The sequence below is a fragment of the Melioribacter sulfuriphilus genome (genome assembly GCF_052656625.1).
Map to the genome: position 1 here is coordinate 83810 of NZ_JBQXXK010000009.1, position 12161 is coordinate 95970.

Genomic DNA, 12161 nt, shown 5'->3' on the forward strand with positions numbered 1-12161 from the left:
TTTGAATGATTAAAAAGATAGAAGAGAAAGTAATTAATTTTATTAAAGAACAAGAGCTTGTCAACGAGGGAGATAATTTGCTGATTGCACTCAGCGGAGGACCGGATTCCGTTTTTGCTCTCTCATTTTTTTTCAAATATTCGCGAAAATATAAATGCCACCTCTATGCTGTCCATTTCGACCATCACTTGAGAGGGAAGGAATCCGATCGGGACCGTGAATTTGTAGTTTCAATCTGCGACAAGTTAAAAATACCATTGACCATTATCGACCTGGACGTAAAAGAATATGCAAAGAAGAATAAACTTTCTGTTGAAGAAGCGGCGCGTAATCTAAGATATGAAGAACTCGCCAGGCTCTCTAAAAAACTGAATGCTAAGGTCATAACAGCTCATAACAAAGACGACAATACGGAAACTGTGGTGCTAAATCTAATTTCAGGAACCGGCTTGAAAGGAATCTCGGGAATTCCCGTTAAAAGAGATAATATCATACGTCCCCTCCTTGCTTTGACCAAGGAAGAAATATTATCATATCTTAATGATAGAAATATCGATTTCAAAATTGATAGCACGAATCTTCAAAACGCATTCAGGAGGAATTTTATAAGGAATAAAATTATTCCTCTTTTTAAAGAAATAAATCCCTCTGCTGACGACGCTGTCTTTCGCACGTCAAAAACAATTGAAAAATACTTTGATTATCTCGAAAAGGAAATAAATAAAATCATCAATTCTTTTTTCATCGTAAAGCAAAATAAATTATCAATAAAATCGACAGCATTTAAAAAAGTTGAAAGCGTACTTTTAAATGATGCGATCAGAAAGGCTGTTAGAGAAAAATGGAAAATAGAACTCGAATATACAGACTTGAAGTCGATCGGAAATCTAAATCAAACAGGTAAAACGATTGAATTAAAAAAACAACTTATTGCAGTTCGACAGAGAGGATATGTAACACTTCTCGAACCTGAAAAAGTTAAGGATTGCAGTGTAAAATTAACACCGGGGACAAGCGTGAAAATATTTGGGCAAACCATCGGGATCACTCCTGTCGACAAAACGGAAGTAAGTTACCAGAAATCAGGGAAAGTTGAATATATTACGGGAGACAATTTATCCGAAAATTTTGTGGTCAGGAAATGGAAAGCGGGGGATAAATTCATCCCGCTGGGAATGAAACACCACAAGAAAATTTCAGATTTCCTTACCGATTCCAGAGTAGCGCCGGTCGAAAGGAATAATCAACTGGTCATGACAAATGGGAACTATATTATTTGGGTCGTCGGTTTAAGGATAGACGAACGATTTAAAATTACAACTAACACAAGGAAGATATACAAACTATGGATGAAATGATAAATCCCTTGAATAACGAAATATGGGTCGGCACGGAAAAATTTGTACCCTATCTTACAGAAGAAGAAATACAAAACAGAATTAAAGAATTGGGACGTCAGATATCGGCCGACTATAAAACAAAACTACCAATTTTCATTGGTGTGTTAAATGGCTCGTTTATGTTTATGTCCGACTTAATGAAACAAATTACAATCAAATGTGAGGTCGACTTTTTTAAACTTTCGAGTTACGGAGATTCTAAGATAAGTTCAGGCAATGTAAAACTTATAAAAGATCTTAATGCCGATATTTCGGACAGGCATCTCATTATAGTTGAAGATATTGTCGATAGTGGATTATCCATTAAATATATCGAAAACTTAATAGCCGGGCACAATCCGGCAAGTATGAAGGTTGTTTCTCTGCTGGTAAAACCGAGCAGTTTAAAATATGACGTTAAAATTGATTATATTGGATTTGAAATTGAAGACAAATTTGTAATCGGCTACGGTCTCGATTACGCCCAAAAATATAGGAATTTAAAATCCATCTATGCATTGAGTGAATAAATTGAGGTTAAAAAAGGAATGCCAAACGAATATAAAAAGAAAAATTCAAAACCGAGAAAATCGTTAAACAATAACGAACAAAAACCTGACGGCGATTTTGATTGGTCGAAAATTATTAGAACAGTTTTTAGCTGGGGCGCTATAATCGTTATTGCTGTGATTATTATGCAATTTATGCGCAGCGGAGTAGATAACGCTGTTGAAGTTCCGTATGATGTTTATGAAAACTTTTTAAATCAGGATAAAATATCGGAAGCTAAAGTCTATAAAACAGACATTAACGATTACCGTTTCGAAGGCAAGCTAAAAACTCAGGAAAATATTTTTCTCAACGGTGTAAATGTCGAAGTCAAGGTCTTCGTGGTTACTCTTATTGAGCCCGTCCTATCAGAACAGGTAAAACTGTGGAAAGAGAAAAACATCAAGTTTACATTTGTAAAAGATTCCAACGAGTGGACAACCATTTTATTGGGATTCTTGCCCTGGATAATTTTATTTGGCGTATGGATCCTTCTATTTAGAAGGATGCAAAGTGGTGCTGGTGGAACAAAAGGCTTGTTCAACTTCGGTAAAAGTCGTGCAAAGTTAATTACTGAATCGGCAATTAAAGTTACTTTCAAAGACGTTGCAGGTGCAGACGAAGCCAAGCTTGAACTCGAAGAAATTATCGAATTTCTAAAAGAACCGGGCAAATTCCAGAAGTTAGGCGGAAAAATTCCGCGTGGCGTTCTTCTGCTGGGACCTCCAGGAACGGGTAAAACTTTACTGGCGCGTGCTGTTGCTGGCGAGGCAGGTGTTCCATTCTTTTCAATTTCAGGAGCCGATTTCGTTGAAATGTTTGTTGGTGTCGGTGCCAGTCGTGTACGCGACCTGTTCGAACAGGGCAAGAAAAATGCACCCTGCATAATTTTCATTGACGAAATTGACGCGGTAGGTCGACATCGAGGCGCCGGATTGGGTGGCGGTCACGACGAACGTGAACAAACTTTGAATCAGCTGCTGGTTGAAATGGACGGTTTTGAACAAAATAGCGGAGTAATTATTATTGCAGCTACAAACCGACCCGACGTTCTCGACCCGGCATTGCTCAGACCTGGCAGATTCGATCGTCAGATTGTTGTCGATCGTCCCGATGTTAAAGGCAGGGAAGGAATTCTAAAAGTGCACACTCGCAGAATTCCTCTTGATTCAGACGTCGATTTGAGTGTACTTGCCAAAGCAACGCCAGGACTCGCAGGCGCTGAACTGGCAAATCTGGTCAACGAAGCAGCATTATTGGCTGCCCGTAAAAATAAAAAGAAAGTTTCGATGGAAGACTTTGAAGAGGCTAAAGACAAAGTAATGATGGGAATGGAGCGTAAAAGCCTTATTATTTCAGAAGAAGAAAAGAAAATTACGGCTTACCATGAAATTGGACATGTGCTTGTTGCAAAAATGCTTCCGGAAGCCGATCCCGTTCATAAAGTAACTATTATACCTCGCGGCAGGGCTCTCGGAGTTACTACATATTTACCCGTTGACGAAAAACATACGTATTCGAAAGAATACCTCGAAGCGATGATTACTTACGCCTTAGGTGGACGAGCAGCTGAAAAGATTGTCTTTAAAAGATATACTACAGGTGCAGGCAATGATATCGAAAAAGCTACAAATATTGCCCGTAAAATGGTATGCGAATGGGGTATGAGCGAAAAATTAGGTCCGCTTTCTTACGGTTCAAAAGAGGAGGAAATATTCCTCGGCAGAGAAATCACTCGTCACAAAGATTACAGCGAAAGAACTGCACAGGAGATTGACGACGAAATTAAGAACATTGTTATGACCTGTATGAATAGAGCCGAAAAAATTCTTTCTGATAATATCGACCTGCTTCATAAACTATCTAAAGAATTGCTGGAAAGAGAAATTCTTGACGGCGAAGAAATTGAAAAAATTATTAAAGGCGAGGAACTTCCGCCGGTAAAAAGAAATAATACCGAAACACAAAAAGAAGAGAACGAAGTACCCGAACATGTCAAGCAATTACTCGAAGAAAGAAAAAAGAAGAGAGAAACCGGAGACGATAACAATAAGTCAGATAATGCCGACTGACTACGCTACAATCGATTATAAAAACGAAGTGCTCAGGAAGGCAATTCATCTGTGCTCCATGTCAATTCCAGTTATCTATTACCATATAACTAAGGAATTGGCACTCACTATACTTGCGCCTCTTCTTATCTTATCTGTAATTATCGACCTAAGCAGGTATTACATTAAACCAGTCAGCGACTTTTTTTATAAATTATTCGGCTTCCTATTGAGAAATCATGAAAAGGATCATTCCACAAAAAGGTTGAACGGCGCAACTTATGTTTTGGTATCCGCCGTAATAGTGATTTCAGTCTTTCCAAAAGTTATTGCAGTTACTGCTTTTGCCGTTCTGATAATTGGCGACATTGCAGCTGCTTTAGTAGGCCGGAAATATGGACACACACCATTACTGAAAAAAAGTCTTGAAGGCACCTTTGCCTTTTTTTTCTTTTCTGGATTGGTAGTTCTCTTTACACCAAAAGTTACAGGCGATGTGGCTGAGTATTTTATCGGATTTGTAGCTGTGGCTGCAGGAGCTATAGTAGAAAATTTATCGGCAGGTTTTTTAGATGACAATTTAACAATACCGATATCTGTGGGAATCGTTATGTGGATTTTGTATGCGATTTTTTTCCCAAACGTTTCCCTTCTGCTTCATAACGTCCCTTACTGAAACAATTATTGAAAGCACCATGTATAAGGTCAAAAATTAAATTTGAGTCATGAGAACAAAAAATCTTTTACTAATTCCGATACTGATTGCATTGATTGTTGCCTGCGATGCCAAGAAAAGTGCTACAGGTAATGAGGACGAAATCATAGTCTTTGCAGATTCCACCGAATATGAACAAATTGAAGCCTCGCTTTTGACCGTCTTTAGCAAGATCATTTACACACCACAGCCTGAAAATTTGTTCATCCTGATCAGAAAAGAGATCTCCGACCTCGATAAATACAAAAACAAGAAAAACATTATAATCATTGCACCGCTGGGGAGTGGATCGAATACTTCGAATTATATTGATGGATTATTAAATAGGCAGGTAAAGGAGATGGTGCGTCAGGATTCTGTTTTTGTGATAAATAAATTTGACGTGTGGGCAAAAGGACAACTGGTAATGATTCTCACAGCTAACGACTTGAACACACTCAGCAAAAAAATTCTGGACGAACATGAAAATCTGCTCTACTCTTTTCAGAAAATATCCAACGAGCGACTTTTTAAGAGTTTGTACAACTCCCGATACGAAAAAAAAGATATCGAAGCTAAACTTCTTAAAAATTACGGCTGGTTGATTTATGTACAGGCCGACTATCATCTGGCAATCGATAATCCCAAGCATAATTTTGTATGGCTAAGACGAGCTCCCGGTACGGATATGGAAAGATGGATTTTTGTTCACTGGATTGATAATGCATCGCCTCTGCTTCTTAATAGGGATTCAGTTTATGCTATTCGTAATAGAGTTACAGAAAAATTCTATAGAACTTCAGACGATTCTAATTACGTCGTAATCGAAGATAACTACAGAACTACAAAAGAAGTCAATTTTCTGGGACGTTATGCTTTGATGACTCAAGGATTATGGAAGATGAATGACGGCTCGATGGGTGGTCCTTTTATTAATTATACTTTTTACGATGAACCTACTAAACGGCTTTATATGCTCGACGCTTCAATTTATGCGCCGAAATATTATAAGAAAAAATTAATTCAACAGGTAGATGTGTTATTACAATCGTTCATGACCGAAAGGGAAGTCGACCCGGAGAAAAAAGAAGATTTGATGGATGAACTCGAATAGTCCATTCAAGCAGTATATTTTTCGAACAACTGGATATTTTCTTTGATAATCGACTTGAATTCGTTCATGAATTCATCAGGACTCTGGCCGAAAAATGCAGCAAGTTGATTTTTCTTTTCTGTGCCAAGCGGCACAATTGTACTTTTCGTATTGAAAAGTATCTGAATTGCCAACTCAATTTCTTTTAATCTCCTGTAATTTTTGGAGAGCGCTTCGAAATCATTTCTGTCGACTTTTTCTGTTAAAATATCGAGAGTATGAACCGTCGGTTGTCCGAATGTAGAATCAAAAATTTCTGCATTTGTAAGTGCAATAAATTGAGTGAGAAAGTCAAGCGTCAGGAGACCACCTCGTTGTTTTTTAATATTAAATGTATCACCCGTTCTGAGTATCTCCTCTTTCTGAATGCGTTTATACATTTCCAGAATCTCTTTTTTTAATCTCTCCTTGTCGGATTCTTTTACTCGGGAGATTATTTCTCCTCTGAAATCTTCGAATAAATTCAATTCACCCGTAATTATACGCGATTTCCACAATGCCTGAAGTTCCCACGTGCGCGCTCTTGTTCGCAGGTATTGTTTATAATTCTTAATGTCCCAGACGAGAGGCGAGCTTTTCCCTTCGGGTCGCAAACGAAAATCGATTTCGAATGAAGGTAGCCTGTTCTTAATAATTCCCAGTACGTTTTGAAAAATGGTGTGGATTTCGGGATGTTTTGTAATATCATCAGTAACGACGATTAAATCGACATCAGAAACGTAGTGCATTTTTATCGTTCCGTAACTGCCCAGTCCTGCAACGAAAAAGGGAAATTCTTCTCTATATTTTTCACACGATTCACGTATTGCTATGTCAATATATTTACACAAAATTTTCGAAACGGTATCTACGTCAATAAAACCCAGTGTATACTGGATAGAAGTTGATAGAATGATTTTATTGAGACTGAAATTACTAATGTCGTCGAATAAATTTTTAAGAAAAACTTCTCCTGAAATAAAAGACTCTTCAGAGAGCTTATCTATTGTAATAATGTCGATTGCTTTCGATGCGAATTCGCAAATGCGCAGGAAGTCGTTGAAAAAATCGGTGTTAGAAAATTGAGCATACCAGATTGACGGAAATTTTGTTGCTCTGATAATTTTAGTAAAATTCTCGAGTACTACATCCGGAGCCGTTGAGTTTTCAAGATAGTTCGCCAGGTCTTTTTCAAGATTAGAAAATAGTTCAATCGTTCTGGAGTCGAATTGTTTTTGTTCAAGATATCCAATCCCGCTACGCAAGTATTTTAGATTTTTATCCGCACGATTAATATCTGTAAATTTAATATTGACGAAAAGATCTGTAGAAGCCTCTTCGTCTTCGCCCATAATATCGTTGTAAATTTTTCTTACTTCTTTTCTTAATTCATCAAGTTTCTTATTGAATTCCGCAGGATTTTTAAATCCAAGATAGTTCAGCAATTTAAAGAGTAACTCGCCTTCCGCAGGAATTAAATGCGTTTGTGTATCGTTCATAAGTTGGAGGAAATGCTCGATTTTTCTGTAGGTAATGTAAGCGTCCTTCAGTATTTCAGCTTCATGGTCGTTTAGCAGGCGATAAGAATTAAGAATTTTTATTGCCATCAAAGTATTGCCAGTTCTCAGTTCCTTTATTTTTCCGCCGTTAATTAATTGAAGCGCCTGAACGGTAAATTCGATGTCTCTTATTCCACCAGCAAACAATTTAATGTTTTTTTCTGATTTGCTATGAAGCTCAATATTCGTCTTCATCTTTTTAATTTGCGCTTTAAGGGATTTTGTAAACGATGCGGGAAAGATATATGGTTGAATTAGATCGTAAAATTTTTTGTAAAGTTCTCTGTCGCCCGAAACAAAGTCGAGTTTAATTAACATTTGCCTTTCCCAATCCTCACCCCGTGCCTCGTAATAACGTATGTAATCTGTATAGGATTTACATAAAGGCGAAAATTTACCATCTGGTCGCAGTCTGAAATCGACGCGATAGATGTAACCCCTTTCAGTAATTTCTGTCGAATATTTGATGTAAAGCAGGGCGGCTTCGGATAAAATTTCGTGGTATTCTTTATTGCCGTATGAACCATTCTCATCATAAAAAAGCAGCATGTCTACATCTGAGCTGTAGTTTAATTCGTTGCCTCCTAATTTACCAAGAGCGCACAGACAATATCTGTTATCAATATTTTCCACCTCGTATTTTTTTAATATTTCAGAATAACAAAAATCGAATAAACCGGAATTGATTACTTTAGCCAGTGTGGCTAATTGAGAAGTTATTTCCTCGAGGTTACCCATGCCCAGCAAATCGGTTAATCCAATTTTCAGTATGTATCTTTTTTTGAATTGTCGTATATAATTTAATTTTGCGTTTACTGTTGAATATCTTTCGATCCCTGCTAACAATTCTTCTTTTAGTTTTTCTTCTTCGAGAATACTCTTAAGATATTCCTGATCGAAAGTTTGATAAAGATATTCCGGGTTACGCACAACTATATCTGTTAAATAATTGCTGCTGGCAGTAATTGCTATTAGAATTTCGGCGTGGTGGGGATAAACTAACAATTCATTTAAAAAGCTTCGCTTGTCATATATTGCAGTCAATACTCTGAGTAAGTTTACTTCAGAGGAGGGAGAAAAATAATATTTCGACGCTTCTTCCTTCAGGAGACTTAAGACAGATTCGAACTCCTCCGAATTAATCAAACCTTCCGAGAGCTCGATTAATCTTTTTGTGAATTTCTCTGAAAACCGAAATTTCTTCTTATTCATATTAGGCTAAAGGTTTGAAAACAAAAATAAGAATATTCTGTTCCAATTTTTATATCGAGTGGAACTATCTGATTGGTTGACTTTATAAGTGTGGAGTTATCAGGTGATTAATTGCATTTCAGAACCTCATTATTTAACTTTCAACTTCGAAAAACTGGAGTGATTGATGATTAGTACGCTATTGAAAAAAATCTTTGGGGATAAGAATACAAAAGCATTGAAAGAATTATGGCCAATAGTCGACAAAATCAATGAGGAATACGAAAAACTAAAAGATTTGACGGACGACGAACTTAGAGCAAAAACCGCTGAATTTAAAGAAAAAATTCAATCGGAAACTGCTGAAATCCGAAATCAAATTGAAACGCTCAAAGAAAGACTTGCCCATATTGAAGATGCAAGCGAAAAACACAAAGTATATGATCAAATTGAAGAGCTGGAAAAAGAGCTCGACGATAAATACGAGGAAATTCTAAATGAAATATTGCCACAGGCATTTGCAGTTGTAAAAGATACATGCAGGCGTCTGGTAGGAAAATCGTGGGAAGTAGCTGGTTCCAAAATTACATGGGATATGATTCCATACGATGTCCAGTTGATTGGTGGCATTGTTCTGCATCAGGGTAAAATTGCAGAAATGGCTACAGGTGAAGGAAAAACTTTAGTTGCTACATTGCCTCTGTATCTCAATGCGCTTACTGGTAGGGGTGTTCATCTTGTTACGGTAAACGACTATCTCGCTAAACGCGACAGTCAATGGATGGGAGAAATATTCAAATTCCACGGTCTTACGGTCGGATGTATTTTAAATCATATGACACCCGAAGAGAGAATCAAAGAATACAATTGCGATATAACCTATGGCACGAATAACGAATTTGGATTTGACTATCTGCGCGATAATATGGCAATCGACAAAAGTCATTGTGTCCAGAGAGGTCACAACTATGCAATTGTCGACGAGGTCGACTCTGTACTCATTGACGAAGCCAGAACACCTCTAATAATTTCAGGACCAGTTGAAAAGGCTGAACATAAATTCGACGAAATGAAACCACGCGTCGAGCGCCTGTTTAGAAAGCAGGCTAATCTTGTTGCATCGATTGTAAAAGAAGCCGAAACTTTACTTGCTTCAGGAGATGCCAAAGATCGAGAAAAAGCAGGTGTTCTATTATTAAGAGCTTACAGAGGCTTCCCGAAAAATAAGGCATTGATGAAGTTGCTCTCAGAACCAGAAAATAAAAAGTTACTTCAGCAGACCGAATTGGAATTCCTGAGAGAGAATGCCAAAAGAATGCCTGAAATTGACGAAGAACTCTATTTTGCTATCGATGAAAAACTTAATCAAATTGACCTTACCGAAAAAGGTCGCGAAGAATTGGCTGCAGGCAGCAATGAAGGGAAAGAATTTTTTATTATTCCCGACCTGGGCACCGAAATAAGCAAAATCGAAAACGATCCGAACCTTTCTGCCGAAGATAAACTGAAAAAGAAGGACGAACTTTACGCATTATTTACTGAACGTTCCGATAGAATACATACCATTAATCAACTGTTGAAAGCCTATACTCTTTTCGAAAAAGATGTTGAATATGTCGTTACAGAAGATGGCAAGATTGCAATCGTCGACGAATTTACCGGTCGTATCCTTCCAGGAAGAAGGTATTCCGACGGTCTTCATCAGGCTATCGAAGCTAAAGAAAATGTTAAGGTCGAAAGAGACACTCAAACACTTGCTACCATAACTCTGCAGAACTATTTCAGATTGTACAAAAAGCTCGCTGGTATGACAGGTACTGCTGAAACCGAAGAAAATGAATTCTATGAAATCTATAAACTGGAAGTTGTTGTTATTCCCACAAACAAGCCCGTGATCAGAGTAGACGAGGATGATGCGATTTACAGAACGAAAAGAGAAAAATACAATGCGGTTATCGAAAAAATAAAAGAGTTGCGCGAACAGCGGCGTCCTGTACTTGTCGGTACTACAAGCGTTGAAGTATCCGAAACTCTGAGCCGTATGTTAAAACGGCAGGGAATTCCTCATAATGTACTTAATGCAAAACAGCACCAGCGAGAAGCGGAAATCGTAGCATTTGCTGGCCAGCCAGGCGCCGTTACAATTGCAACCAATATGGCAGGACGCGGCACGGACATTAAACTCGGAGCAGGCGTCAGGGAATTGGGAGGACTTTATATACTCGGCACTGAACGTCATGAATCGCGTCGTATCGACAGACAGCTGCGGGGTAGAGCCGGAAGGCAGGGCGACCCCGGAACGTCAAAATTTTTCATATCACTCGAAGACGATCTGATGAGACTCTTTGGAGGCGACAGAATAACATCGATTATGGGAAGACTTGGAATGGAAGACGGCGAGGCGATTCAACATCCAATGATAAGTCGCTCGGTTGAAAGAGCTCAGAAAAAAGTTGAAGAAAACAACTTCGCAATCCGTAAACGTTTGCTCGAATTCGACAACGTTATGAATCAACAGCGCGAAGTAATTTACGCAAGACGTAAGCAGGCTCTCGAAGGCGAACGCCTCAAAGGTGAAATTATCGAATACCTCGAAGAGTATGTCAATGCTTTAGTTGAAGAAAATTTTGATGAGGGTAATTTTGATGTTATTCATGACGAATTATTCCAGAGAATTCTTGTTGATATTAAATTCGAACCAGATGCAATCGAAAAGCTTGGGAAAGATGGTTTAAAAGAAAAAATTCTTGAAGCTGCAAAAGACTTCTACAGACGTAAAGAAGAAATGCTTGGTGAAGAGTTGATGTCGCGCCTCGAAAGATACGCCGTTCTAAGCGTTATCGACGAAAAATGGAAAGAACATCTACGCGACATGGACGACCTTAAAGAAGGTATCGGTTTGAGAGCTTACGGTCAAAAAGATCCACTCCTTGAATATAAAGCCGAGGCATTCAAATTATTTGTTCAGCTGCTCGATACTATCAGAAACGAAATTATTTCTTTTGTCTTTAAATTCTGGCCTCAGAGAGCAGTTGAAGTTCAAGAAAGCAGAAGACACCAGCCTTCCAGAATGAGTACAATAAAAGATTCCGCTGATAATCTTGGTCTGAGGGCGAAGCCTATGGAAGAGGCAACCACCATGGTAAAGAAAAAGCCCGTACGCGTTGAAGAAAAAATCGGCAGAAACGATCCCTGTCCCTGTGGCAGCGGAAAAAAATACAAAAATTGCCACGGTAAATTTTCTAATTAGAGGACTTTATGAAAAAAATAGAAGCCATAATTCGTCCTTTTAAACTCGACGAAGTCAAAGAGGCTCTACTCGAAGTCGGCGTTAGAGGTATGACCATTACCGAAGTGCGCGGCTACGGACGCCAGAAAGGTCATAAAGAAACTTACAGAGGTAGTGAATATCAAATAGAATTCGTTCCTAAAATTAAACTCGAAGTCGTAGTCGACGAATCAATTTTCGAGAAAGCCATCGATGCAATCCTGAATACAGCAAAAACTGGACAGGTGGGCGACGGCAAGATTTTTATTTCTGATATCTCGGATGCAATCCGTATACGTACGGACGAATCGGGCACCGAAGCGCTTTGAAATTGAACG

At 38.3% G+C, this 12161-nt stretch carries 8 protein-coding genes; 7 read left to right on the top strand and 1 reads right to left on the bottom strand.

The window, feature by feature from the left end:
• Positions 1-5: 5 nt before the first annotated feature.
• From tilS to ACUN8G_RS12470, 5 genes are read left to right on the top strand one after another with little or no spacing between them, the layout of a single operon-like run.
• Complete coding sequence (gene tilS, locus ACUN8G_RS12450) at positions 6-1358, top strand: tRNA lysidine(34) synthetase TilS (RefSeq protein ID WP_437345260.1); 1353 nt, start codon at positions 6-8, stop codon at positions 1356-1358.
• The gene (gene hpt / locus ACUN8G_RS12455) at positions 1346-1909 is read left to right on the top strand and encodes a hypoxanthine phosphoribosyltransferase (protein WP_437345259.1); all 564 of its coding nucleotides are present in this window, start codon (positions 1346-1348) and stop codon (positions 1907-1909) included. The genes tilS and hpt overlap by 13 nt, the downstream gene beginning before the upstream one ends.
• An 18-nt stretch (positions 1910-1927) precedes the next feature.
• Positions 1928-4000: an ATP-dependent zinc metalloprotease FtsH gene (gene ftsH, locus ACUN8G_RS12460; protein ID WP_437345258.1), complete on the top strand. Its 2073-nt coding sequence runs from the start codon at positions 1928-1930 to the stop codon at positions 3998-4000.
• Positions 3990-4655, top strand: a complete 666-nt coding sequence (locus tag ACUN8G_RS12465) for a diacylglycerol/polyprenol kinase family protein (protein ID WP_437345257.1) — start codon at positions 3990-3992, stop codon at positions 4653-4655. The genes ftsH and ACUN8G_RS12465 overlap by 11 nt, the downstream gene beginning before the upstream one ends.
• Positions 4656-4704: 49 nt before the next feature.
• Positions 4705-5787 carry a DUF4837 family protein gene (locus ACUN8G_RS12470; RefSeq protein WP_437345256.1) on the top strand — a complete coding sequence of 361 codons (1083 nt, stop codon included), beginning with the start codon at positions 4705-4707 and terminating at the stop codon, positions 5785-5787.
• Positions 5788-5792: 5 nt separating this feature from the next.
• Here ACUN8G_RS12470 and ACUN8G_RS12475 read toward each other — a convergent pair whose 3' ends face one another.
• On the bottom strand, positions 5793-8576 hold the full coding sequence (locus ACUN8G_RS12475) for a [protein-PII] uridylyltransferase family protein (protein WP_437345255.1): 2784 nt from the start codon (positions 8574-8576) through the stop codon (positions 5793-5795).
• A 166-nt stretch (positions 8577-8742) separates the two neighbouring features.
• Between ACUN8G_RS12475 and secA the strand changes: the two genes are divergently transcribed.
• Together secA and ACUN8G_RS12485 are read left to right on the top strand one after the other, a co-directional pair.
• Complete coding sequence (secA, locus tag ACUN8G_RS12480; RefSeq protein ID WP_437345254.1) at positions 8743-11805, top strand: preprotein translocase subunit SecA; 3063 nt, start codon at positions 8743-8745, stop codon at positions 11803-11805.
• 8 nt (positions 11806-11813) lie between these two features.
• A complete protein-coding gene (locus ACUN8G_RS12485) occupies positions 11814-12152 on the top strand; it encodes a P-II family nitrogen regulator (RefSeq protein WP_437345253.1) in 339 nt (112 codons plus the stop codon).
• Positions 12153-12161 lie beyond the last annotated feature (9 nt).